Source organism: Archaeoglobus veneficus SNP6, assembly GCF_000194625.1.
Lineage (GTDB): Archaea > Halobacteriota > Archaeoglobi > Archaeoglobales > Archaeoglobaceae > Archaeoglobus_C > Archaeoglobus_C veneficus.
This window is the reverse complement of sequence record NC_015320.1, coordinates 877,714-900,995: the sequence shown is the minus strand read 5'-3', so window position 1 is coordinate 900,995 and position 23,282 is coordinate 877,714. Positions and strand designations below refer to the sequence as shown.

The window sequence follows — 23,282 nt, the reverse complement described above, 5'->3', positions numbered from 1 at the left end:
GTTTTTGACTATCGGTCAAATAACTAAGTGGCAATCATAGCAAATAGTATGACTCGACTTAGTTGTCTGTGTGACAGCACACAAAAAATCAGACATATAATCAGATGAACGAAGTGGGGCCGGTGGGATTTGAACCCACGACCTGCGGGTCTCTTCGGGTCAGCGCTCCAACGGGTCATCACGCATCAGCAGACCCGTTTGTCATCATCACCGCTGGAGCCCGCCGCGCTGCCTGGCTACGCCACGACCCCTCGCTGCTCGCCGTGGAGTTGTAAACCCCTTGATAATATAACACTTGCGATGCTGTGGTGCCGCCATGCCGTGCGAAAGATTTATAAACATAATGATTTATCATGAACTATGCTTCGGATGCACTGCCCCAACTGTGGATGCACGTATTACAGGAGAGTGACTGAAGATGGACACTTCGGTTACTATGCGTGTGTGAAGTGCGGACACACAATCCACCTGCCCGCGAAAGCAGTAGCTATTATGAACTGATTCCTGTACGTCTGTTTAACCCCTTCAGGAATGCCTGCCTATTGTTCTTATCTCATATCCCCGCAGATTATTCTAAACCTAAGCTTACTACAGTTGAGAGTCCGCGCCAAATTCCAAAACGTTTATATCTATGAGATGCTTCTCAATCTTGAGAAGGTATTGAGAGAAGGAAAAGAAGGGTAGTAGCATGCTGGGAATACTCAAGCAACTTGCTCTGATGAACGCAACTCGTAAGGTTCTCAAAATAAGCTCGAAGGAGCTGGCGGAGAAGATAAACCAGAGTCTGCAGACCGCTGCAAGAAAGCTGAAGGAACTGGAGGACGAAGGCCTGATAGAGAGAATGCTCTACAAGGACGGACAGTACATTGTGATCACGGAGAAGGGGAAAGATCTGCTGTACAAGGAGTATCTTGACTATAAGCGAATTTTTGAGGGAGAGGATGCGATTATATTGAAAGGCAGGGTTTTCGGTGGCGTTGGTGAGGGGGCGTACTACGTTTCCCTTGAGGGCTATAGAAAACAGTTCATAGAAAAGCTTGGTTTTGACCCGTATCCCGGCACTCTTAACCTGAAAATCCCGAAAGAGCAGATGTTCTTCAGGAAGAGACTGGATCAGGAAGAGGGCATAACAATAGAAGGTTTCTCTACTGAAGACAGGACTTTTGGGGATGTGAAGGCGTTTAAGTGCAGAATTGACGGGATGGAAGGGGCAATTGTCATCCCACAAAGAACCCACTACCCGGCAGATGTGCTGGAGGTCATAGCCCCGGTAAAGCTGAGGGAACATCTGGGGCTTGAAGATGGAGATACCGTTGAGATAGAGGTGATATTATGAGCGTGGAAGAAGCTCTGAAGGCGTTTAGAAGGGGCGAACCTGTTCTGATTTACGACTTTGACGACAGGGAAGGCGAAACTGACATCGCCATTCCTGCTATCAACGTAACACCGAGAGATGTGGCTATGATGAGAAAGGATGGTGGAGGGCTAATATGCGTTGCAATACACCCTGTTGCAGCAGATAAGCTCAGACTACCGTTTATGCACGACGTACTCAGAGTTGCGAGCCAGCATATACCTGAAATTTCCTCAATAGCGTCCTTCGATATAAAGTACGACTCTCGTTCATCCTTCTCACTCTGGGTTAACCACCGTGATACGTTTACCGGTATAACCGACATAGATAGAGCCCTCACGATAAGGAGGGTTGGCGAAGTTGTCGATGACGTCATGCTCGGGAAGGAGTTCGACTTCGGCAGCGAGTTTCGCAGCCCTGGTCACGTTGCACTGCTGAGAGCAGCAGAGACTCTGACGTACGAGAGAGTAGGACAGACGGAGCTAAGTGTTGCTCTTGCGGAGATGGCCGGCATAGCCCCGGCTGTTGCGATATGCGAGATGCTCGACGAAACCACGGGTAGAGCACTCAAAAAGGATAAAGCGATGGCTTACGCTGAGGAGAACGGCATACCTTTCGTCGAGGGCAAGGATATAGTTGCTGCGTACGCCGATTTTAAAGAAATAAAGGCAAAACTTTTTATCTAATTTTCTCAATACTTTCATCATCTCTCAAATAATCATACATTCTCTTTCGTCAATTTTTTCGAAATCAGTATCGAAAAATTTAAAAACTCTTTGCCATTGCGATCCCACATGGTCAGGATAGACTTCATGCGCACGTTCCTGCAGGTCGTAGAAAAAGGCAGCCTAAAAAAGGCCGCAAAGGAACTTGGGATGTCTATCAGCTCTGTTAGCTTTCAAATTAACTCTCTTGAGAGTTTTTATGGTGCAAAGCTTCTAAGAAGAGGTGTTAGTGGTGTAACTCTCACAGAGGAGGGCAAACTCGCAATAAAAAACATGAAGTCAATTATAGAGAGTGTAGAGGAAACAAGAAAGCTCATCTCAAACCTTAAGGGAGAAAAGCTCACACTTGCTTCAGGCATGGTGGGTATATACATAGTCCCACACATTCAAACACTTCTAAAAACGAAGTATCCTGAACTCGACGTCAACATACTCCTGAGAGGAGCCCACGAATGCATCAAGAAACTGAGAGAGAGTGAAGTGGACTTTACCATCGTTGGTGACCTTCCCGAAGACGAAGATGACAGGTTCTTTATTACGGAACTCGGAACAGACAGACTCGTCCTGATAGTTCCCCCAGACCATCCGCTGGCCAGCAAGTCCGAAGTTACGCTCGATGAGGTTCTCGAATACCCCCTCATCTTCCTGACAGAGGATTACGGCATAACCAGCAGTTTGAAGAAGGCTCTTGTCAGCAGCGGTGTCAATCTCGATGATATAAAGGTAGGATACGTCGTTAATGACTTCTTCTCCCAGCTCCACAGCGTTTCCAACGGGCTGGGTATAGCAATTACGTCAATGATAGCATCCTGGAGGGCTTGCGAGGTCGGGCTGGTCAAAGTAAGAGACATCAAGGGCTTCAAAAGTGAGAGGAGCGTATACTTTGTAACCACCAGAATACTCATGGAAAGTGAAAAAATGATGGAGTACGCCCACTTTGTCATAGAAAACGGTAGAAGATTGTTCGCCGACTTCAAGCAGAGGTGCGAGCCTATTTTATAGAAGTCTATTTCGGTTCTCTTTAAATTTCAATATTTTCGAAATTAATTTCTTTATTCCAGAACCTATGAAAATAATAGATATTGTTATCAAACGCACTTATTATTCGTATTTCCATTATAAGTTATTCAGAAAATCTATTAATTCTGTACTTCTCCTGTTCGGGCCCAGAAATGAGCTAAAAATGTGATATGAGTTTAAACTCTGCATTCATAGGTGCAGTACTTGAAAAAGCTTTGAAAATAGCATTAGTAATGTGTACAACTACTGGCATTACGTTCAATTTGTCATGTTTATTGTTAATAAATTCTAATAGATTTGTAATACTGTATCGACGCAGTCGTAATTAATAAAATTTAGAAACCAATTTCGAAATATTTAGAAATTTTTAAATACAACCGCCTGTTGCCAAGATTTTGAGGTGAGTCGAAAAATGCCTGAATGTCAGAGCGCGGGAGCCGTTGGAGAAGGTGGCGCAGGGGTTGCAATGGACAGCGAGCTTTTGCTTGACGACGTGAAGTTTGCAGAGTACATGCTTGGGAAGGAGAAACTGAGCTATGCAGACATTGTCTTTGTACTCAGAAACTTACTCCGACTGAAGTACTACCCGGTGGCTGTTAAGTTCTTCTTCCTCGAAGAGGAGCTGAGAGAGTTCAAGGAGAAAGCCAAATACAGAATTGCCTCGAAACCTCTTACATTCTGCCACTTCAGCGCTGCTTCGAGACAGGATGGAGAGGTTCTGCTGGGAACAAAGGAGAGAATGGGGTGCAGCAACGCCCGCTACATCTTTGGATGGAAGGACTTCGACGAGAGGGAAATTAAGAGCCACCTGAAGTACACGAAAGACCACAGTCAGGCTGAGAGGTTTGTTAAGACAAAGCCAAGGCTGCCAGAAGGGTTGCTGGCTTTTGCAACCGCTCCGCTCCACAAAGCGACTTTTGAACCAGATGTAGTACACATAATCTGCGATGTTCTGCAGACATACCACATCTACAACGACTACGCATCAGCGTTCGACATCCACCCGATTCAGCCGAACTTCATGATGAACTCTGCTGTCTGCGGAGGGGCAGTATGGACGTACAACAACCGCAGGATAAACATTGTGCCCATGTGCAGCGGCAGCAAAACGTCAGGAAAGACTGAGCAGGGAGAAATTAACGTCTACATTCCTGGAGACCAGATCGAGGCTGTTGTCAGGAGGCTCCTCGAGAGGACCAAAGAGTGGGGTGGGCCAAGCTTCCCGCGCACCGGCAAGACGTATCCGGGCTACGACGTGTGCAAGCTTTGCCCATTGCTTACGTTCGTTGAGCCCGAGAAGATCCAGGATGAGGAGTAGATGTTTTTAAATAACACCGGAGGTGAGTGCGAGTGTTTGACGTAACATGGGTAGAAATCGCAGGGCATAAAATAACAATAAATGCCCTCGGTTATTTTCTGTGGTGTGTTTGGGTTGGATGGATTTTCTCGACTGTCGGAGCCTTTGGAGGTATAATGGCAGGCCTGGGACACATATCCATCTTCGGACTCGGCCAGTGGGCAAAGCAGCTCAAAGGCGTGAAAGTTAACATCGGTTCGTACACTGATGCGGGCAAGTACCTGACAGACAGCATCAGGCTGGGCAACTCGGGGCTTACGTGGTTCAACGCAGTTTCGAGTACGATAAACTGGTACACTCAGAAGAGACTCGTCTGGCCTGCAGGACTCTTCCTTGGAATTGGTGCAGTACTGGGAGCACAGGCTGGTGTCTGGCTGACTGGTGGAAAGCTGGGCATTTCCGTCTACAAAGGTGTGTTCGGGCTTGGTACGTACCTGATAGCCGCGTACATGTTCTACCAGCTCACACCGAGAGCTAAGGCTTCAAAGGCAAAGGGAAGAGAAGCTGCCAAGAGATTCGCCCAGAAGGTCAAGGAACTTAAAGAGGCTGGAAGACTCCACGAGCTCGAGGGCATAAAGAACCTGAAGGTCGGCACATACACCGAGTTCGAGTTCTTCGGAGAGCAGTTCAAGATTGGGAACTACATACCGTTCATCGTTGGTTTCCTGATAGGATTCATGTCAGCAGTTTTAGGCATTGGCGGTGGTTTCCTCTTCGTTCCGTTCCTGACGAGCCTTGGACTGCCAATGTACATCGTACCTGGAGCTTCGACACTTGCAGTGTTCTTCACTCAGACTTCGACCATCCTTGGATGGCTTGCGAGGGGCGTTGAGTTCCCACTGGTTCCAATACTGATCGGTTGGGCCGGTATCTTCATAGGCTCCTACATAGGGCCAAGGACGCAGAAGTACCTGCCAATGGACTTCATGTACGGACTCTTCGGTGTCCTCGCAACATACGTTGGAACGAGGTACTTCCTGAGCGGATTCTTTGGAATCAAGCTGCCGCCTTAAGGCAGCGAAGAATTTTTATTTTCAATTTTTTAGTTTTGTCAGGTGTCAAGGAAATGCTCGACGCTGCATCGTTCCTGCTTGTGACTTCTTCCCTTGTTGCAGTTGTTATTTCCGAGAAAGCTGCGGAAAAGATTGTGCCCATAGTTTTCAAAAGGCATATGGAGGAACTTGAGCAGGAGGAAAGACAGCTTGCTGAGTACTACGATGCCGTAACGCTCGCGATCATAATGAACGACAAAGAAGCGTACGACGGACTGCAGGCGGAGATGAACGAAATATACTCGAGAATATTCTTCCGGAAAATAGCCATAAACTCGTCTGTCTTCTTTATAATCCTCTCTCCATACATGCTTTTTGCGAAGTATGTGTTTGGGGGCTCTTCTCTTCCCCCCATAACAACTGTATTTGCCGTTGCGATATTCTACTTCGCTGCAAAGTTCGCATACAGCATAGTCACTGGACTCTGGAACATGAGGAAAGCAGAGGTACAGTAGGTCTTAAGAGCTAACTCTTAACAGAATTATTTTTTAGCTTCAAAAGAAGCAAAACAATTCTCCAGGATTTTGTATCACCGCCTATAAAAGACCTCACGTGTTTAGGGGATAATATTTATATCTCTTCATAATCCTCCTGCATCGGTGAGTCCAATGAAGAACATTTATGTCGAGGAAATCGTTCACACTCCTATTGAACAGCAGCAGATTGAGATAGTCGAGAGAAAGGGCATTGGTCACCCTGACAGCCTTGCGGACGGGATGGCAGAGGCGATGAGCAGGGCTTTGAGCAAAGAATACATGAAGCGCCTTGGTACTATTCTGCATCACAACACCGATGAAACTCAGATTGTTGCCGGTAGATCAAACCCACAATTTGGCGGAGGAGAGGTGATAGAGCCCATCTACGTCCTTCTCGTCGGCAGGGCGACGAAGTTCTTTGAGGGCGTTTACATCCCAACGGACAAGATCGCCCTTAAAGCTGCGAAGGACTACATCAGGGAGCACATGCATTGTCTGGACGTTGAAACGGACATTGTCTTCGATGTCAGGCTTGGTGAGGGCAGTACTGACCTCAAGGATGTATTTAAACGCGGAAAAGTTCCGCACGCAAACGATACATCCTTCGGTATAGGCTATGCCCCCCTCAGCGAAACCGAACGCCTCGTTTACAATGTCGAACAGCGTATATACAACGAGTTCAGGCGGAAAAATCCTGCAGTTGGTGAAGATGTTAAGGTAATGGGGCTCAGGGAGAAAGATCGGATTACCCTTACCATCGCGTGTGCCTTTATTGACAGATACCTCAACGACATAGAGGAGTACGATGCGATAAAGCAGGAACTTACCGAGTGGGTTAAGGACATAGCAGGCGAGTACACGGAGAGAGAAGTTATAGTCAACGTTAACACCGCTGATGACTACGAAAGGGGCTGCTACTACCTCACCGTCACGGGTACATCAGCAGAGAATGGTGACGACGGCAGCGTTGGAAGGGGCAACAGGTGCAACGGGCTGATCACTCCGGGAAGACCTATGAGCATGGAGGCCACAAGCGGAAAGAACCCGATAAATCACGTGGGCAAGATTTACAACCTGCTTGCCAACGCAATAGCGAGCGATTGTGTCGAGAAAGTGGAGGGAATCAAGGAAATCTACGTCAGAATTTTGTCCCAGATAGGAAAGCCAATAAACGAGCCTAAGGCTCTCAGCATCCAGATAATACCGGAGAAAGGATATGAAGTCGAGAAAATGGAACCCGGAATCAGAGAAGTTGCCGAGGAGTGGCTGTCCGACATAACGAAGATAACGGAGATGGTCATCAACGGAGAACTGAACACCTTCTGAAATTTTTATAAAATTTTTTGGCTGAGAAGACTAAACGTTTAACGCCTGAAAACCCCGAGCAAATCGCTCCTGCCAGCTCTCACAAGCCTTTTTTTGAGCTCCTCCTTGAGAGGTTTTACTTCCCCTTTTTTGGCACACACTGGAAATATCATGTCGCGAGAGAGCATGCCGAGCTTTTCGGCTATGATGTCGAGGGTTTCATCAACATTCTCTACTTTGTCGATTTTGTTTGCAGCAACGATTACATTGCTCACCTCATCGAGAAACTCGTACATCTCTATGTCAACCGGAATCTCGCCCCTGCTCTCCCATCGTTCGACCACTTCTGGAAAGGCCTTCGCATCTATTACGTGAACCGAGACTATAATCCTATTAGCGTTGTTCTCTATATAGTGGACTATGAAATCCTTAACCCTCTCATTGAAGTCTCTATTTACCCCCCGTATGTAGCCGTAGCCCGGCAAATCCGTGATGAGCAGGTCGCGATACTGCAAAAAGTTGGGCTTGATAGTGGTACCAGGCTTCTTACCTTTTCTAACCTTTTTCCCGAAGAGAGCAGAAAAAAGAGTGGATTTTCCAACGTTGGAGCGGCCAACGAAGATTATCTCGTGCTTAACCCGGCCAGAGTCCATAGTATGCATTTAAGACGATTATCAGTGCTCCGATGACGAAACCAAAGGCGAGAATGCTCTTCGGGCTTATTTTTACTTGGGTCTTTTCTTCCTCAAAGTACCTCATTATACCCGCCGAGGACATTAGAGGCGGAGTCTTGGTTTTCTGGCCCTTCGCCATGGTATATCCTCTGGCCAGCGGGTATTTAACTTTAACTACCCTTATATTCTAATCTATACCGCTACTTCTCGCCATTTACTCCATTAAATTTTATATATCTCCTCCAAAGTATGTAGCACCATGGGTGCGAAAAGTAAAGTTATCGTCACTCTCAGTCTGATCGCCACCGGCATCTTTCAGGCAATAAGTGGTATACTGCTCTTCCTGTCTCCTAAAGGGCCGCAGAGCGGACATATTGTAATCTTCGGACTCGAGAAGGGCACATGGAGAGAATACCACGAGTATGTTGGCCTTGCAATAATTGCAATTGCTGTTCTTCACTTTGTCCTGAACTGGAGAATGTTCGTAAACGAGCTTAGAGTTTTGAAGCGGAAGCGACCTTAGGCAACCTTTAAATTACCTCTCTCCAAAGGAACTTGGATGACCGAGAAAGGTAAAAAAGCTGAAGACCGGCTGATTATCAGGAGAAGCGGTTATCCGGCAAAAGGCGAAATTGTAATAGGAACTGTCACAAGAGTTCTCGACTTTGGCGCTTTTGTCTCTCTCGATGAGTACGAGGGTAGAGAGGGACTCGTGCATATTAGTGAGGTTGCGCCAGGCTGGATTAAAGACATAAGGGACTACGTGAAGAAGGGGCAGAAGGTCGTTTGCAAGGTTCTCGATGTAAATCCAAAGAGGGGGCACATAGACCTCTCTATTAAGGATGTCAACGAAAGACAGAAGAGAGAGAAGATACAGCAGTGGAAGAACGAACTCAAGGCCTTTAAGTGGCTGGAAATAGTTGGTGAGAAAATTGGCCTGCAGAGAGACGAGCTTGCCAAGATAGGAAAGAAGCTGATAGAAGAGTATGACACAATTTACGGCGCTTTTGAGGAGATTGCCTTCGAAGGCTATGAGGTGCTCTCACCAATCGTCGGAGAGGAGTTTGCCAAGGCCATGGCAGAGATAGCCCACGAAAACATAAAACCACCCAAGGTAAAAGTTCGTGGCTACTTCGAACTCAAGAGCAACGCTCCAGACGGAATTGAGAGAATAAAGAAGGCCCTCACCGAGGCCTACAAATTTGCAAACGGTGTTAACATGAAAATTGAGTATGTCGGAGCTCCCCGCTACAGGGTAATAATCGAGGCCGAAGACTACAAGACGGCTGAGAAGGTATTGAAGAACGTGACCTCGAGTGTTTTAAGGACGATTAAGAAGCTGGGCGGAGAGGGCAACTTCGTGAGGGAAGCAGTATGAAGGTAAAGATGCGCAAGTGTGGAAGCTGTGGAACATATACACTCAAAGAGGTCTGTCCCAAATGCGGCGGAAAAACGTATATGCCCATCCCACCCCGCTTCTCGCCTGAGGATCCCTACGGCAGGTATCGCAGGATGCTCAGGAAAGAGCTTGGTTTCTTCAATATAAGGAGGTGGTCAAATGCTTCAAAGGGTTGACGTTCGCTTTGTCAAGAGCGTCGAGGAATTGGGTCTCGAAAACCCAGTGTTCATAGAGGGTCTGCCGGGCATAGGCCACGTTGGTAAGCTCGTTGCAGACCACCTCGTAAAGGAACTAGATACAGAACTCGCTGTCGAGATATACTCGCACCACTTTCCTCCGCAGGTCATGGTAATGGAGGACGGAACTGTGAGCATGCCGAAGAACGAAGTATATGCGTACAAGTCCAGCGGCGATTCGCCGGATTTACTCATCCTCGTCGGAGATTTCCAGAGCATAAGCAACGAAGGCCATTTCGAGCTTGTAAACGCCTACATAGACGTTGCGAAGCGCTTTGGGGCGAAGAGAATATACACCCTCGGCGGATACGGAGTAGGAAAGCTCGTCGAGGAACCCTACGTCCTCGGAGCTGCTAATAGCCCGAAGCTTGTCGAGGAACTGAAGAGTTACGGAGTCAGATTCGAGGAAGGTGAGCCAGGTGGGGGCATAATTGGAGCTTCCGGCCTGCTTCTTGGCGTTTCCATGCTCGAGGGAATAGAAGCTGCGTGCTTGATGGGTGTTACGTCGGGTTACATGGTGGATCCGAAGAGTGCCAAGGCCGTGCTTGATGTGCTCATGCAGATGCTGAACCTCGATGTGAGCATCGAAGCACTCAACGAGAGGGCAAAGGAAATGGAGAAGCTCATAGCCCAGATAAAGGAGTTGCAGGAGGCTGCAATGCAGCAGTGGAAGAGCGACGAGGATTTGAGGTACTTCCGGTAGTATTTTCAATTTTTTATTAATCCTCTCTTACAGCAGACACAGCAGGCCTGCCGAAAGCGTCGCAAAAAAGTTAACGCCAGCGTTAGTGAGCAATCCTTTTTCTTCGAGAGTCGCACCCAGTATGCTATCAACGTGAACACCCACGAAGCCAGCAAAGAGGGCGATTGTCGCACCTTTCAGCCCAACGATTCCTGAAGCAAGGGCGATTGCAGAAACGATCGCGCACCCGGCGAAGGCGGCCATTTCTCCCTTAACCGAAACACCTCCGCTGACACCGGGCTGAACCCTTCTGAAGTTGGTTATCAGGTAAACTCTCTCGGCCGTCTTCCCCACCTCGCTCGCCATCGTATCGCCAAGAGCGGTTGCAACTGAAGCGACAAAGGCGATGCTGAAAGCATCGAATCCGTAAAAGCCGTAATTTATTGCAAAGAAGAGAGGCGCGAGGCTGTTTGAAAAAACGTTCGCATATCCCCTCGCCCCTCCCGCAGGTTCTGCAATCCCCCTTTGAAGCTTTAGAGTGTATCGATACTTGGTTGAAGCGCTGCCAAGCATGTAGAACGTAAGGAGAACGAGGAAGTATCTTATGTCCGTAAAGACTATCACAAGAGTCCCAATCAGCGTTGCACTCAGCAGTCCGCTCTCGTCTGCAACCCCTGCCCTCGTCGCGGCGAGACTCAGGGCAAATGATATCGCAAACGCTTTTGCGAGATCGGGTAAAGTCGTCTGGAGCGCGTATATGTTAAAGATCAAATAAGTCGTGGCGGACGCAAGCAAGAGTGTTGTTCTTTTATCGCTGTCGGTCTCAACACTTTCAACAAGAGATGCGGCAAGGCTGCCCGTGAGGGACAGGAAGAAGAGGTAGTCCATGTTGAAGGGCGTTTTTGTCACGTAGTGGAAATAGAGAAAGTACACGAGACCGCACGCCGTAAATAAGGCTATGTCTTTTATTGCTCCTCTAAATATTTTCTCCCTCAAACCGTGAAGCTCTGCAAGGATCATCGCTGCTCCCACGACATTCTTCGGCACGCCGAGAAGCGTCGTTGAGAGCATCAGAGTCGAGAGGAGGATAGAGTTGAAGTAAGACGTTGTTTCATCAACCCTACTGATTCCAGGTTTTATATCTCTAACAATGGCGTAAGCGAGCAACACAGCGAGGGCAAGTCCGACTACAACTCTTTCTGGAAGAATAGGTATCAGTAGGGACAGAAGTATGAGCAGGAACATCGGCAAGGGTTAAGTAGGGCAAGTTAAAAATTTTACCGATGCTCGATCTCATCAGGAGCGTCTACACAAGGCGACTTGAAAAGATAGTGGCTGCGGGCAAGAAACCACGCCATATAATGCTCGTTGTGGATGATTTAATTGAAAATGCCGATAGCTTTACCGAATTTGTGAAGTGGTGTGAGAAGTTTGGGATTGAAGAGATAACAATATGCGTTCACGATTTCACACCCGAACTCGAAAGGCTTGCGGAGGAATTTGGTTGTAGACTCATTCACAGCAAAGGTGTGCTTGACAGGCAACGGGGAAACGTCAGGCTGAATGTAATCGCAGGCCTTGGTGGGAGAGCCGAGATCGTCGAGGCAGTCAGGAAGCTCGCAGAACTTGTTGAGAAAGGAGAGCTCGAACCAGAGGAGGTAGACGAAGAACTCATTGAAGCGTTTTTAAGAATCAAATCTCCACCAGATCTCATTGTCAGGGCCGGAGCATTAATTCCAGACTTTCTCATATGGCAGAGCATATACAGCGAAATGCACTTCCTTGACATGGACTGGAAAAGCTTTAGATATATTGACTTCCTCCGCTGCCTGAGAGACTACCAGAGGAGGGAACGCAGGTATGGGCGGTAGAGATAACGAAGACGTGTCAAGCGTTGGAGCTTTTACGAATGCGCTCAGGCTCGTGAGGGTCATAGCAGACTATCAGTTTGGAAGGGGGGCGGGAAAAGCGCTCTTTCCGGAAACTTGCAGCTTCATTCTTTCTTCGACTGGAAGAGTGAGGCAGGTCGTCGATGGTGTAAGAATCGCAACGGTTAAACCTGATTCGGGACTTCTAACCATAAGCATTGAAGGGGCGAGGAGACTTCATAAAACCTTCCCGTATCCAAAGCTGAGAGTATGCGTTAGAAACGATGTATCCGAATTCATTGCCAAGGGCAAGAGTGTTTTCGCAAAGCACGTCGTGGACGTTGATGAAAAAATAAGGCCCAACGATGAAGTGATAGTAGTAAACGAGAAAGATGAACTCCTCGCCACTGGAAAGGCCATCCTCGCAGCCAAGGAGATGCTCGAAATGAAGAGAGGTGTTGCGGTCAGCGTGAGACAGGGCGTTTTGAAGAGTATGGAATAAATTTCAAGGGTGAAGAATAATGAAAAAGCTTCTCGTGAATCTGGATAGAAAAATTCTCATAGTTAAGAGAGAGTCCATAGTCGATAAGCACGTAAGATTTGATGGCAAGATAGTTGCCGGGATGTACTCAAACTTCTGGGGCGATATTGAGGGTAACGAGGTCTACCTCGGTAAGGGCTGCACGGTAAACGGCACGATCAGGTGCAGGAAGGCCGTGATTGGAGCGTACACGCGTTTTAATAGCATTATCGCCTCGGGAGACGTGATAGTCCTCGATGGCTGCGTGGGCAACTCAATCAAAGCTTCAGGAGATGTCAGAATCGGTAACTCTATTGTCCACAGTGTCGAAACCGATGGATACGTGCTCGTTGATGGGGCTGCCAAGCTCGAAAAGTTAATTGCGAGGAGGGTCGTAGCATCTATGGACTAACCTGAGTGGGTGGTCAGCGAAAGGTTTTAAACGGGCGTATTATAGTGACTCACGTATGGACGAACTTGAAAGAATAAGAAACAAAAAGCTGAAGGAACTTATGTCAAAAATGTCTAAGAAAGGAGGAGAGACCGTGGCAAAGCCCGTTGAGGTAAACCTGTTTAACTTCGACGAGGTCATTTCGAACAACGAAAACGTTGTGGTGGACTTCTGGGCTGAGTGGTGTGGCCCTTGCAGAATGCTCGCCCCGGTGATTGAGGAACTCGCAAAAGAGTACGCGGGTAAAGTTCTGTTTGCCAAGGTGAACACCGACGAAAACGAAGTCCTTGCCTCAAGATTCGGAATTTCTGCAATTCCAACGCTGATCTATTTCAAAAGGGGAAAGCCCGTTGATTCTATTGTTGGAGCTCTGCCAAAAAGTGAACTCAAGAGATGGATTGAAAGGAATCTGTTAGTCTGAACGCCATGAAAGTTGCAGCCGTTCAGTGCAGAGTTGGCGAGCTTGAGAGTGCCGAGAGGCTGATTGCCAGCACAGATGGAATCGATTTGTTTCTTCTTCCTGAATACTTTTCTCTTACCGGCAAAGATTTGATAAAGGAATCCAGAGAGACTGTAGAAGCGATCAGGTGCTGGAGTTCGGAATATTCGTGTATCGTTGCCGGAAACGCTCTCGAAAAAAGAGATGGCCGAATCTACAACACTCTTTTCATCTTCGACCATGGTGAATTCGTGGGCAAGCAGGAGAAAATTCATCCAACAAAAGTGGAAAGAAATATGGGCATAAGCCGTGGAGAAGAGCTGAGAGTGTTTAACGTAAGAGGGGTCAGAATAGCCGCCCTGATATGCGCAGATATACTGTATCCGGAAATATGCAGAGTCGCTGGCCTTAAAGGCGTGGACATAGTTCTGAATCCCGTCGTGTCCTTCAGAAAGTCAGAGTTGCCAGCTCAGCAGTTGCGGAGTTGCCTTTACTTTACCCGCTCATTTGACAACGCATATGCTGTAATCAAAGCTGGAGGAGTTGGAAGGACGTTTACGGGCGTAGAAACTATCGGCAGGAGTTTAATTTCCACGTTCGAGGGTATTGTTGCGTCATATACAGACGAAGAGGCTGAAGAAATCGTTTGGGCAGAGATCGATGTCTCCCTGATCAGAATGTATCGGAGGGTGAACTATTCCCTGCAGGACAGAAACGTCGCAGCGTATGCTGAGCTGTGCATGCCTACAAAACATTAAATCCTCAAAGGTCAAGTTCGCTTAAGGGCCCGTGGGGTAGGTGGACATCCTCGGGGGCTTCGGACCCCCTGACCCGGGTTCAAATCCCGGCGGGTCCGTGTTTAATTTTTACTTCAGATCTTTTACCGAGGCTGCTTACGCAAGACCTTCAAATCCACCACGTACCTATTGACATAGGGTGCGAAGTTCCCGCACTTCCGCATAAATTCGGCCTTACACTCAACACCGTGAGCCTTAAAAAGCTCCTCAACTTTCCTTGGCAGTTCCTCCTCCTCTTCCACGCCCGCGAAGGTGTAGTAGTGAACGTAGCCTCCTTCTTTGACCTTCATCGCTGCAACGTCAACGAAGCTTTCGGCGATCTGAGGAGACGGCATGAGAACTCTGTCGAACCCTCCTTCGAGCTTCGGAACGATTTCGCGTACATCTCCTCCATAAACCTTAACGTTCTCAACCTTGTTCAGCTCGACATTTCGTCTGAAGTACTCAACTGCAGCAGGGTTAAGCTCTACACCAACAACTTCAGACGGCTTCGCAAGCTTCGCTATGACGATTGCAAACGGCCCAACGCCTGCAAACATAACCAGGACCCTTTCTCCCGGCTTTACAAGCTTTGCTATGCGCTCTCTTTCACCCGAAAGCTTTATGGAGTAGTAAACCTTGGTGGGGTCAAGCAGGAATCTGCATCCGTGCTCCTTTGCTATGGTTTCCGTCTCTCCACCGTATATTACCTCATACTTCGCGACCCTGTAGGGTCCCTCGACCTCACCAACCTTTCTCAGAATCGTTTTGACGTGCTTGTGCTTTTTGAGAATTGCATCTACGATTAAATCCTTGAGGTGGAGTATTTCGTCTGGTATGTCTGTGATGACGATATCACCAATTATCTCGAAGCTCCTCCTCACTTTTGCGAGCTCCTCGTCGCTGACCTTGCCCTTTAGCATTTCACGCAGAGACATCCCCATTGCCCTATATTACGTGAGTATTTATTTTTGACTGCGTAAAAATCGCCGAGCAAAATCTTTAAATACAGCATAGCGAAGCGTATTTTGCCGACGGCCATAGAAGCGGGGGAAACACCCGGACTCATTCCGAACCCGGAAGTTAAGCCCCGCTTCGTTCCGCGTTGTACTGTGTTCCGAGAGGGCACGGGAAGCGCGGAAGCTGTCGGCTTCCCACCCTCTAATTCAATTCTGACGTGCAACTACGCTGATATTTGATCCTTTGCTTGGAATAACAGCTACAGTGAATGACATGTACGGCGAACTGCTTGCATTGCTTTCAGCGTTCTGCTGGGCCGCTGGAGGGGCTGTTTACAGGAAAGGCCTCGAATACACGGACGTGTGGACTGGTAACTTCATGCGGACGTCCTTCGCAGCTCTTGGCTTTGTTGCCATAATACTGCTCGAGGGCAAGCTCGATGACGTGATATCTACTCTGACACCCAGCATCGTCTTCTGGCTCGTGACATCCGCCATCTTTGCATTCTTTGTAGGAGACATATTTTACCTCGAAGCTCTAAAACGCTCCGGCGTTGCAAGAGCCGTTCCAGTTTCGTCAACGTATCCAATTTTCGTGGCACTTCTTGCGTTCGCGGTGTATGGGAGAGAAGTTGGAGCACTCCTGCTGCTCGGCAGTGTTCTCGTTGTGATTGCAATATACCTGATATCCGAAGATGGAAACGGTGAAAGCAGAGGAATTGGCTACGCCCTCATGGCAGCGATCTCGTGGTCTGTGAGCATATCAATCGTGGACTACCTCGTAGGCTATCTGCCCGCTGAAGCAGTAGCGGGCCTCAGATTTCTCGTAGTTTCGGCAATAATGGCTGCCTTCGTTCCTGTAAGAGAGTTCAGGTTCAGCAGAAGTACGGTTAAGTGGCTCGGAATTGCAAGCATGTTCGTGCTTGTTGTGGGAAATTACTCGTTCGTCGAGGCAATCAGGCTAATTGGTTCAGAGAAGGTAGCGCCGATATCCGCAGTGTATCCGGTTATTGCTGCCGTTTTTGCACGTCTGGCCCTGAGAGAGGAACTAAATGTAAAAATTGCTGCTGGAGTCGTTCTTTCCTTCGTTGGTATTCTGCTTGTTGTGCTTTCTTAGCTGTACCTATCTATTATCTCCTCAAATGCCCTTATAACAATCTCAAGCTGCTCTTTCGGTACCATGTACGTCGAGAGCTTGAAGTGCTTTGTTAGCCCCGGCTTGATACCGTGAATCTTCCTCTTCTTCAGCTCTTTGTAGAGGAAGTACCTCCCCTTCTTCGCCTTTTTGGAAATCTCGTACAATTTCTGAGATTCGAAAAACATCAGGTCGTGGTTGTGGGGTTTATCTCCAAGCTGGACGATTTCAAGCTCCTCCATCTTTGCTGAAAACCATCTCGCCTTTTCGACTTCTTTATCCCATTGCTTTACTCTCTCCACAACGTGGGGGAATGAGGCGATGAGTGTCATAATCGTTACGCCTCTTGCTGTGCAGCCGAGAAATTCGATTTCTTTCTTTTTGTATTTTGCAGACTTCCTCAAAAGAGCGCTGGAGTAATCTTCACGCATGCCGAGAACACCGATGGGGCCGGCAGAGGCCATCGACTTGTGTCCACTTCCGACTATGAAATCTGCCCCGATCTCCTTCATCTTTACTGGCATTCTGCCAACCGCATACGCGCAGTTCAGGAGGAGGGGGACGTCGTACTCGTGGCATATTTTCGCTATACGCTTCGCATCCGGCAGGTTTCCGTAGTTGCCGTCGGGGTACGTCAGTACAGCAAGAACAACGTCTCCCTTCTTCTTCGTTTCCTCGATAACTTCTGCGTACCTGTCAGGCTCTATCCTGAACCCGGGATGGCCCGTGTTCGGAACCTCTGCAACGTTCAAACCAGCCCTTTCTGCTGCAACGTAGCTCGTGTAGTGTGCGTTGCCATCAAGTACTACCCATGCGTCTGGCCTGGCAAGTGCGTGCATTACGGCAAACTTCGCTTCCCTCGCACCGTTGGTTATCCTCGCAACTTCGCAGCCAAGGAACTCCGGCAGAGTTTCATGGACAAAGTCGTAAATTGGAGGAGTTTTTATTTCCTCCAGCCTACCTGTGCAGAAGTCACAGACGCTGTAACCATCTCCCCATTCGACGAGGGCTTTCTTTGCCTCCTCGCTTAGCTTTCCTCCGGTTTGAAGGGGGTCTATGTTTATGAAGTCCTTCGTCTGCCTTTCGATGAATCCAAACTTTGGCATTGGCTGCTGTTCTTTAAGGAAGAATATATCACCGTTGTGGTTACTGTATTCTTCTATTGTTAAGTGCTTTAGTTCGTAGTTTCGGTATCATAGCTCCACATTATTATCATAAAGATTCAAAAAAGTTTAAACCCATAGGCGGAGGATAACACCCAATGGCCGATAACGGCGAGAAGTACTTCATGGTCATTCTGCCAAGAACTCAGGCAGTCGTAATAGTAAATATGAAAAGCAAAGTCGTTGACGTCACCGATTGCACCAATAGAGATTTCTGTACGAGTTACAACATAGCCAAGTATGGTGTTTGCCCACAATACTGTAAGGTTATAGTCGATGTAAAAAACAAGCTCTTTAGAGGGCTTGAGGCAAAAGCCGAACTGCGCGAACTTGAAAACCCTCCAGACCAAATAGTTGAAGCGTTTTGATTGGACAGTTTGGAGTTTAACGGTAACTTTTCGTCGTTTACAGAATACTCAGATACATTTATATACCCCGTTGTGACAGCAGACAAAAAGAAGTGGGAAAAGTGCCGCTGTTCTGAATGATCAGTATTGCTCTTTTCCGATTTCAGTAAAAGGAGTGTTTGGATTTGAAATTTAGTGAAATGAACCTGAGTGAAGGCATGTTGGGTCTTCTCGAAATGCACGGCATTGAAGAACCGACGGAAATACAGACGAAAGCCATACCACTGGTGGAAAAAGGCTTTGATGTGGTAGCGCAATCCGAAACGGGCTCTGGCAAAACGCTTGCGTTTGCAATTCCAATAATAGAGGCTGCAGAGACTGGAAAGGGTATTCAGGCTCTTGTCCTTACACCTACAAGGGAACTTGCGAACCAGATAGAAAACGAATTCAGGAGGTTTTCCAGACATAAGGGTTTGAGAATAGCCAATATTCATGGTGGAGTTCCCATAGAGCCACAGATAAGGGATTTGAGAAGAGCTGATGTGGTTGTTGGAACACCGGGAAGACTTCTCGACCACGTAAGAAGGAAGACTGTTGATTTCTCGAGGGTAGAATACTTTGTCATAGATGAAGCGGACAGAATGCTTGACATGGGCTTCATAGATGACGTTAAGGCGATAATGAGGTGTACACCGAAAACGAGACAGAGTCTGCTGTTCTCCGCCACGATACCTCCTGAAGTTAGAGCTCTTGCTTCAAGATACATGAAAAATCCTAAGACTATCAGGACGAAGGAGCTTGTTGACCCTAAGCTCTTGAACCAGTACTACTACGACGTAGATGACAGCGAGAAGTTTTCGATGCTAGTCCACCTTTTGAGGAAGGAAAATCCCAAGAAAGCGCTGGTGTTCACAAACATGCGAAAGACTTCGGATATCGTTGCCAAGAACCTGTTCATGCACGGGTTCAAAGCAAGCGTCCTCCACGGAGGCCTTACGCAGAGTAAAAGGGACAGGATGATGGAACGATTCAGAAAAGGCGAAATCAGAGTTCTTGTTGCTACAGACGTTGCCTCGAGGGGGCTGGACGTCAAAGGCGTCACGCACGTGTTTAACTACGACGTTCCGAGCAAAGCAGAGGACTACATCCACAGGATAGGGAGAACTGCAAGAGCTGGCAAAAACGGAAAGGCTGTAACGATACTCGGGCGGAAAGATCACGGATCGTTCAGAAGGATAATGGTAAAATACGGACTCACAATCGAGAGGCTGGAAGAGACGTTTCAGGAAGTTCCGTTCAAGTATGTGACCACGTATAGGCCTCACAAAGGTGGGAGAAGAAGATTTTAGCTTTCTTTTTAATTTTCTATGAATTATTGTTAGTCATTAATTTTTGGTGGATCTATCTCTCTCAGATTAGAGCTTATAGTCTGGAAGAAACACGTTTAAGAGCCGAAAATCAAATATCAGCAGCATCAAAATTTTAATAAACCAGCCGGGTAGTTATGTAATGTCTCACTTCCAACATCGGTAACGGATGCGTTGCATCCGCTATGCGTTTCGACACCGCCTTAAAGTCCCTACTACATTGAAAATCCCAAGCGGGGGTTGCCGAGCCAGGAAAAGGCGCAGGGCTTAAGACCCCACCGGGGTAAGAAACCCTGTCCCGAAGGGGTCCGCGGGTTCAAATCCCGCCCCCCGCATATATTCTGGAGTTAAATGCAAGGCCCGTAAACAGAACCGTTTTCTGCAATTCTGGTAGGCTATAGCCAGATAAACAGAAAAAGAGTGAATACATCGAAATTACTACATAAACCCAAGCTCCTTTGCCTTCTTCAGAATCGCATCGACTTCCTCCTCAACAGACATCCTGTGAGTCTCGAGAACGAGTTCCGGATTCTCCGGCTCTTCGTAAGCGCCGTCGTAGCCAGTCAACCCCTTAAGCTCCCCTTTCAAGGCTTTTGAATAGAGACCCTTGGGGTCCCTCTGAACTCTGACTTCGAGGGGGCACTTTAGATAAACCTCCATAAAATTCTCTATTTCCTGCCTCGCGTACTCCCTCGACTCCCTGAAAGGAGAAATTACGGAAACAATAGTTATAACACCGTTTTTTGCGAGCAACTTTGCCATCTGTACAACCACGCGGTTGTGCATTTCCCTCTCTTCTCTGCTGAAGCCCAAATCGGGATAGAGCTGACTCCTTATGCCGTCTCCGTCAAGCACCTCAACGTTCAGCCCCATTTCAGATAGCTTTTCATAGAGGGCGTTTGCAAGTGTTGTCTTTCCCGCCCCGCTCGGCCCGGTGAGCCAGATGACGAAGCTCATACCAAGCTTCTCCCTCCCAGCCCGACTTTCTCAGCCTTCACACCGAACAGTTTTAACATTGTCGGGGCGAAATCGTATATCTCACATTCAATGTGTCTCGCTTCCTCCATATCGGGCAAGTGCAAAGCAAAGACTCCATACTCTGAATGCACTGCATCGTCCGGCCCGGTATCGTTCTCCAAAAGGTAAGACGAGTCGTAGCCGAGGGTGCCGGCTGAACGCCAGTACAGATCGTCGAAGTAGACCATCATGTCCGGCTTGTCTCCCTTCGCTACCGGGTAGATCTCCTCGGGGTAGAAAACCCTGGTGTCCCATTTCTCGCCGTTGGGACCTCTGATGGACTTTATCATTTCCGCTACTTCATCCCTAACTCTTTCGTATTCCGACAGTCTTACTACACCGTTGGGCTCCCTACCCTTAATGTTGAGGAAGATTCTTGCGTAGTAGCCTCCCCAGGCCCAAGCAGTGGTTCTGCTCCAGTCAACATCGAGCTGTTCAAACCTCACTCCGGGCTTCTCAAGAACCTCGGGATTTCTTATTCTAAGCAGCCCCTCTTCAATTAGCCATTGATTGACGGCAAAGCAGCCCTTCATCCTCTTTATTCCGTGATCTGAAACGATGGCTATCGCCGTGTTCTCGTCGAGCAGCTTAAGAGTCTCGCCTATTTCTCTATCGAGGAGCCTGTAGTAGTCTTTGATGACGTTTTTGTACTTGCTGTTGGGCTCGTGCAGGTGATGCTCCTTGTCAAAATACTTCCAGAACGCATGGTGTATGCGATCGAGGCCAATCTCCACAAACTGGAAGTAGTCCCAGTCCTTTTCCTGAATGAGATATCTGATAACCTCAAACCTCTTTTGCGTCATTTCCCATATTTTCTCAATAACTTCATCTCTGTCTTCTTTTCTGAAAACGACGTCAAATATGTACTCACCAACGAGTTTCTCAACCTCTGACTTGAGCTCTTTTGGATAGGTATAGTTGACACTGCTGTCTGGAGTTATGAAGCAGGAAATCAGCCATCCGTTAACGGGCTTTGGCGGGTATGATGGAGGGATGCCCACGAGAACGGACTTTTTTCCTATTTCAGCTATGTAGTCCCAGACAGCCTTATCCTTGACCATCAGGCTGTGGGCAATCCACATCTCGTCGTAGGCGTTGCCTTTCCTGTGCCTGAAACCGTATAAACCCAGCTCGCCAGGAGTTTTACCTGTAGCCATCACTATCCAAGCTGGAATAGTTATGGCTGGAATGCAGCTCTTCATTGGCCCAAAAATCGAATTCTCAACGATCCTCTTTATGTTTGGTAAGTCTTCCAGAAACTTCCCAAACAGGAGCTCCGGTGGAGCGGAGTCGAGACCAATCACGAAAACCTTGCTCTCCATTCAAGCACCTCTTCCAGTATTTCAATTACTTCATCAACCTTGCTTTTTGGGCATATGGCCCCCATAACCTCTTCCTTTCCTCCTGCATTGATGCCTCTATCTTTAAGCTCCGAGATAAGCCTGAGGATTTTGGGAGATGGGTTTCTGAGTCTGACGTAAACCTGAGCCATGCCGTCGAAGTCTCTGTTCACAGCAATGACTGCCTCGAACCCTTCTTCCCAGACCGCCTTTCTTGCAACCTTGGATATGATGTTGAACTGCGATGAGAATTCGATCCACGCAATTCCATTGTTACTTGCGAGATTTGAAAATGCCTTCTCTATCTCGCTCTCGATCTTTTCCACATTTTTTATCCACTCTTCCCTCTCAAGCAACTCTGCTGGTTCGGCAAATGCAAGAAACTCCACGCTTTCTTCGACAGCCTTTCTATCCATTAGGATATAGCTGGAGTCTATCAGGTTTACAGCCTTCAAGGCATCCTCTCTCGTGAGCCCGTGTCTGAGTAGGAGCTTTTCCGCACTACTGCCGAACTCCGTTGAGAACAGCTTTGCTCCGAGGTCTCCCACAGCGCCTATGGCTGAAAGGTGATTCCAGAGGGAAAAATAATCAGATACAACCCATGAGGCTGAGGGAACTTGCATTCCATCTAATACTGGATTCACGTGGATTACACTTGGCTTATCGATTTTCTCCTGATTGTGATGGTCTATGAAAATTGCCGGCTTATCTACAGCTTTCACCGCATCAACCATATTTAGATCGAGGAAGTAAACCTCATCGGCTTTGCCAATCAGCTCTAGGATTCTGCTATCGAGTTCAAAGCGCCCGATTGGTGGAGTGCAGTTTTCCCACTCGGTTTCGGACTTATCGAAGGTTGCTACCGCTATTGCAGCACTGCAGAGACCATCTACATCCCAGTGGTGAACGATAAGCTTCATTTCAGTCAAGGTAGCCGAGAGCTCTGAGCCTCTCCTTGACCTTCTCCTCTTCCTCTTTGGTGAAAACTTCTTCCTTCTCCTCTTCTTCGAGGCTCGCCAGGACTTCCCGCAGCACGTATGTAACGTAGTCCGAAACGGACGTGAAGCCCGTGCCTTCGATGCGCTGTTTTATCTTCTCGTAGAGCTGTACGGGTATACTTACAGTTGTGTACTTCCTCTCTTCTGACATCGCCACACCTCCTAATGATATTTAATTAAGTTTAATTAAATTCCGGAGCACTTAAAATTTTTGTCGTTCTGCACATACAGATGGTCTGGTTGTACATTGCTGCCGTGATGCGGAGGTTGACAAAATTCCAGATGTGATTTATAGGATCGCCGCAGCAACGGTCATGAACATGATGAGTCATCATTGTGCATGAGTGGGAATCATTGTGAAAGAACGAGAATTATTATCCGCAGAGATATTAAAGAATACCTGGAGAAAGTTGGGCAAGATATCAACGTCGTCGTGAATAAGCTCCTATAAAACTTCATCATCGCTTACAGAGCATTCTGGGACTCGTACAATAAAGAAAGTATGCTCCGGCCGGGATTTGAACCCGGGTCGCCGGCTCGAAAGGCCGGTATGATTGGCCGGGCTACACCACCGGAGCTTGCGTTGCTCTCATTTGCTATTTTGTTTATATCTTTTTCCCTC

29 protein-coding genes, 4 tRNA genes and 1 rRNA gene are annotated in these 23,282 nt (G+C 47.7%); 23 read left to right on the top strand and 11 right to left on the bottom strand.

Annotated elements, in window-relative coordinates:
* Window positions 1–114 precede the first annotated feature (114 nt).
* Window positions 115–251: transfer RNA gene (locus tag ARCVE_RS05180), tRNA-Trp, on the bottom strand.
* Between the two features lie 109 nt (window positions 252–360).
* Here ARCVE_RS05180 and ARCVE_RS11315 point away from each other — a divergent pair.
* From ARCVE_RS11315 to ARCVE_RS05145, 8 genes are all read left to right on the top strand, one after another.
* Window positions 361–501, top strand: a complete 141-nt coding sequence (locus ARCVE_RS11315) for a hypothetical protein (RefSeq protein WP_013683717.1) — start codon at window positions 361–363, stop codon at window positions 499–501.
* Between the two features lie 187 nt (window positions 502–688).
* Window positions 689–1,336, top strand: a complete 648-nt coding sequence (locus ARCVE_RS05175) for a winged helix-turn-helix domain-containing protein/riboflavin kinase (protein WP_013683716.1) — start codon at window positions 689–691, stop codon at window positions 1,334–1,336.
* Window positions 1,333–2,040 carry a 3,4-dihydroxy-2-butanone-4-phosphate synthase gene (gene ribB / locus ARCVE_RS05170; protein WP_013683715.1) on the top strand — a complete coding sequence of 236 codons (708 nt, stop codon included), beginning with the start codon at window positions 1,333–1,335 and terminating at the stop codon, window positions 2,038–2,040. The genes ARCVE_RS05175 and ribB overlap by 4 nt, the downstream gene beginning before the upstream one ends.
* A gap of 108 nt (window positions 2,041–2,148) precedes the next feature.
* A complete protein-coding gene (locus tag ARCVE_RS05165) occupies window positions 2,149–3,081 on the top strand; it encodes a LysR family transcriptional regulator (protein ID WP_013683714.1) in 933 nt (310 codons plus the stop codon).
* 430 nt (window positions 3,082–3,511) lie between these two features.
* Window positions 3,512–4,417, top strand: coding sequence for a DUF169 domain-containing protein (locus ARCVE_RS05160; RefSeq protein WP_013683713.1), 906 nt, complete (start codon window positions 3,512–3,514; stop codon window positions 4,415–4,417).
* Window positions 4,418–4,449: 32 nt separating this feature from the next.
* On the top strand, window positions 4,450–5,469 hold the full coding sequence (locus ARCVE_RS05155; RefSeq protein ID WP_013683712.1) for a sulfite exporter TauE/SafE family protein: 1,020 nt from the start codon (window positions 4,450–4,452) through the stop codon (window positions 5,467–5,469).
* 53 nt (window positions 5,470–5,522) lie between these two features.
* Window positions 5,523–5,963: a hypothetical protein gene (locus ARCVE_RS05150; protein WP_013683711.1), complete on the top strand. Its 441-nt coding sequence runs from the start codon at window positions 5,523–5,525 to the stop codon at window positions 5,961–5,963.
* A gap of 153 nt (window positions 5,964–6,116) precedes the next feature.
* Window positions 6,117–7,310 carry a methionine adenosyltransferase gene (locus tag ARCVE_RS05145; RefSeq protein WP_013683710.1) on the top strand — a complete coding sequence of 398 codons (1,194 nt, stop codon included), beginning with the start codon at window positions 6,117–6,119 and terminating at the stop codon, window positions 7,308–7,310.
* A gap of 38 nt (window positions 7,311–7,348) precedes the next feature.
* Here the strand turns inward: ARCVE_RS05145 and engB are convergent, their stop codons facing one another.
* Both engB and ARCVE_RS05135 read right to left on the bottom strand, forming a co-directional pair.
* Window positions 7,349–7,942, bottom strand: coding sequence for a GTP-binding protein EngB (engB, locus tag ARCVE_RS05140; RefSeq protein WP_013683709.1), 594 nt, complete (start codon window positions 7,940–7,942; stop codon window positions 7,349–7,351).
* Entirely contained in the window at window positions 7,923–8,102 is a 180-nt protein-coding gene (locus tag ARCVE_RS05135) for a preprotein translocase subunit Sec61beta (protein WP_013683708.1), read from the bottom strand. The genes engB and ARCVE_RS05135 overlap by 20 nt, the downstream gene beginning before the upstream one ends.
* A gap of 120 nt (window positions 8,103–8,222) precedes the next feature.
* Between ARCVE_RS05135 and ARCVE_RS05130 the strand changes: the two genes are divergently transcribed.
* From ARCVE_RS05130 to ARCVE_RS05120, 4 genes are read left to right on the top strand one after another with little or no spacing between them, the layout of a single operon-like run.
* Window positions 8,223–8,486, top strand: coding sequence for a DUF4405 domain-containing protein (locus ARCVE_RS05130; protein ID WP_013683707.1), 264 nt, complete (start codon window positions 8,223–8,225; stop codon window positions 8,484–8,486).
* A 36-nt stretch (window positions 8,487–8,522) separates the two neighbouring features.
* The gene (locus ARCVE_RS05125) at window positions 8,523–9,341 is read left to right on the top strand and encodes a translation initiation factor IF-2 subunit alpha (protein ID WP_013683706.1); all 819 of its coding nucleotides are present in this window, start codon (window positions 8,523–8,525) and stop codon (window positions 9,339–9,341) included.
* Window positions 9,338–9,538, top strand: coding sequence for an RNA-protein complex protein Nop10 (locus tag ARCVE_RS11075; RefSeq protein ID WP_013683705.1), 201 nt, complete (start codon window positions 9,338–9,340; stop codon window positions 9,536–9,538). The genes ARCVE_RS05125 and ARCVE_RS11075 overlap by 4 nt, the downstream gene beginning before the upstream one ends.
* The gene (locus ARCVE_RS05120) at window positions 9,522–10,301 is read left to right on the top strand and encodes a proteasome assembly chaperone family protein (protein WP_013683704.1); all 780 of its coding nucleotides are present in this window, start codon (window positions 9,522–9,524) and stop codon (window positions 10,299–10,301) included. The genes ARCVE_RS11075 and ARCVE_RS05120 overlap by 17 nt, the downstream gene beginning before the upstream one ends.
* 27 nt (window positions 10,302–10,328) lie before the next feature.
* On the opposite strand, the gene ARCVE_RS05115 is transcribed toward ARCVE_RS05120, so the two are convergent.
* A complete protein-coding gene (locus tag ARCVE_RS05115) occupies window positions 10,329–11,525 on the bottom strand; it encodes a TIGR00297 family protein (RefSeq protein WP_013683703.1) in 1,197 nt (398 codons plus the stop codon).
* Window positions 11,526–11,563: 38 nt separating this feature from the next.
* Between ARCVE_RS05115 and ARCVE_RS05110 the strand changes: the two genes are divergently transcribed.
* From ARCVE_RS05110 to ARCVE_RS05085, 6 genes are all read left to right on the top strand, one after another.
* Window positions 11,564–12,151, top strand: a complete 588-nt coding sequence (locus ARCVE_RS05110) for an undecaprenyl diphosphate synthase family protein (protein ID WP_013683702.1) — start codon at window positions 11,564–11,566, stop codon at window positions 12,149–12,151.
* Window positions 12,141–12,650: a PUA domain-containing protein gene (locus ARCVE_RS05105; protein WP_013683701.1), complete on the top strand. Its 510-nt coding sequence runs from the start codon at window positions 12,141–12,143 to the stop codon at window positions 12,648–12,650. The genes ARCVE_RS05110 and ARCVE_RS05105 overlap by 11 nt, the downstream gene beginning before the upstream one ends.
* Window positions 12,651–12,669: 19 nt before the next feature.
* Window positions 12,670–13,080 carry a hypothetical protein gene (locus tag ARCVE_RS05100; protein WP_013683700.1) on the top strand — a complete coding sequence of 137 codons (411 nt, stop codon included), beginning with the start codon at window positions 12,670–12,672 and terminating at the stop codon, window positions 13,078–13,080.
* Between the two features lie 55 nt (window positions 13,081–13,135).
* Window positions 13,136–13,540 (top strand): thioredoxin, encoded by a 405-nt coding sequence (gene trxA / locus ARCVE_RS05095; RefSeq protein ID WP_013683699.1) that lies wholly within the window; start codon window positions 13,136–13,138, stop codon window positions 13,538–13,540.
* Window positions 13,541–13,545: 5 nt separating this feature from the next.
* Window positions 13,546–14,316, top strand: a complete 771-nt coding sequence (locus tag ARCVE_RS05090; RefSeq protein ID WP_013683698.1) for a carbon-nitrogen hydrolase family protein — start codon at window positions 13,546–13,548, stop codon at window positions 14,314–14,316.
* A gap of 25 nt (window positions 14,317–14,341) precedes the next feature.
* A tRNA-Arg gene (locus ARCVE_RS05085) sits at window positions 14,342–14,414 on the top strand.
* Between the two features lie 24 nt (window positions 14,415–14,438).
* Here the strand turns inward: ARCVE_RS05085 and ARCVE_RS05080 are convergent.
* Window positions 14,439–15,272, bottom strand: a complete 834-nt coding sequence (locus ARCVE_RS05080; protein ID WP_013683697.1) for a class I SAM-dependent methyltransferase — start codon at window positions 15,270–15,272, stop codon at window positions 14,439–14,441.
* A gap of 92 nt (window positions 15,273–15,364) precedes the next feature.
* On the opposite strand from ARCVE_RS05080, the gene rrf reads away from it, so the two are divergent.
* Both rrf and ARCVE_RS05070 read left to right on the top strand, forming a co-directional pair.
* Window positions 15,365–15,486: ribosomal RNA gene (rrf, locus tag ARCVE_RS05075) — 5S ribosomal RNA — on the top strand.
* Between the two features lie 81 nt (window positions 15,487–15,567).
* Entirely contained in the window at window positions 15,568–16,410 is an 843-nt protein-coding gene (locus ARCVE_RS05070) for a DMT family transporter (RefSeq protein WP_013683696.1), read from the top strand.
* Here ARCVE_RS05070 and pscS read toward each other — a convergent pair.
* Window positions 16,407–17,534: an O-phospho-L-seryl-tRNA:Cys-tRNA synthase gene (pscS, locus tag ARCVE_RS05065; RefSeq protein WP_013683695.1), complete on the bottom strand. Its 1,128-nt coding sequence runs from the start codon at window positions 17,532–17,534 to the stop codon at window positions 16,407–16,409. The two genes, ARCVE_RS05070 and pscS, sit on opposite strands and share 4 nt — an antisense overlap.
* A gap of 155 nt (window positions 17,535–17,689) precedes the next feature.
* Between pscS and ARCVE_RS05060 the strand changes: the two genes are divergently transcribed.
* From ARCVE_RS05060 to ARCVE_RS05050, 3 genes are all read left to right on the top strand, one after another.
* A complete protein-coding gene (locus tag ARCVE_RS05060) occupies window positions 17,690–17,959 on the top strand; it encodes a hypothetical protein (protein ID WP_013683694.1) in 270 nt (89 codons plus the stop codon).
* A 197-nt stretch (window positions 17,960–18,156) separates the two neighbouring features.
* Window positions 18,157–19,287, top strand: coding sequence for a DEAD/DEAH box helicase (locus ARCVE_RS05055; RefSeq protein WP_198002021.1), 1,131 nt, complete (start codon window positions 18,157–18,159; stop codon window positions 19,285–19,287).
* Between the two features lie 251 nt (window positions 19,288–19,538).
* Window positions 19,539–19,640, top strand: a tRNA-Leu gene (locus ARCVE_RS05050).
* A 103-nt stretch (window positions 19,641–19,743) separates the two neighbouring features.
* Here the strand turns inward: ARCVE_RS05050 and cysC are convergent.
* From cysC to ARCVE_RS05025, 5 genes are all read right to left on the bottom strand, one after another.
* Window positions 19,744–20,262 (bottom strand): adenylyl-sulfate kinase, encoded by a 519-nt coding sequence (cysC, locus tag ARCVE_RS05045; RefSeq protein WP_013683692.1) that lies wholly within the window; start codon window positions 20,260–20,262, stop codon window positions 19,744–19,746.
* Window positions 20,259–21,644: an alkaline phosphatase family protein gene (locus ARCVE_RS05040; protein ID WP_013683691.1), complete on the bottom strand. Its 1,386-nt coding sequence runs from the start codon at window positions 21,642–21,644 to the stop codon at window positions 20,259–20,261. Before ARCVE_RS05040 ends, cysC begins: the two co-directional genes overlap by 4 nt.
* Window positions 21,623–22,582 (bottom strand): DHH family phosphoesterase, encoded by a 960-nt coding sequence (locus ARCVE_RS05035; RefSeq protein ID WP_013683690.1) that lies wholly within the window; start codon window positions 22,580–22,582, stop codon window positions 21,623–21,625. The genes ARCVE_RS05040 and ARCVE_RS05035 overlap by 22 nt, the downstream gene beginning before the upstream one ends.
* A 1-nt stretch (window position 22,583) precedes the next feature.
* Window positions 22,584–22,811, bottom strand: coding sequence for a hypothetical protein (locus ARCVE_RS05030; RefSeq protein ID WP_013683689.1), 228 nt, complete (start codon window positions 22,809–22,811; stop codon window positions 22,584–22,586).
* Between the two features lie 352 nt (window positions 22,812–23,163).
* Window positions 23,164–23,238: transfer RNA gene (locus ARCVE_RS05025), tRNA-Glu, on the bottom strand.
* Window positions 23,239–23,282: the final 44 nt, after the last annotated feature.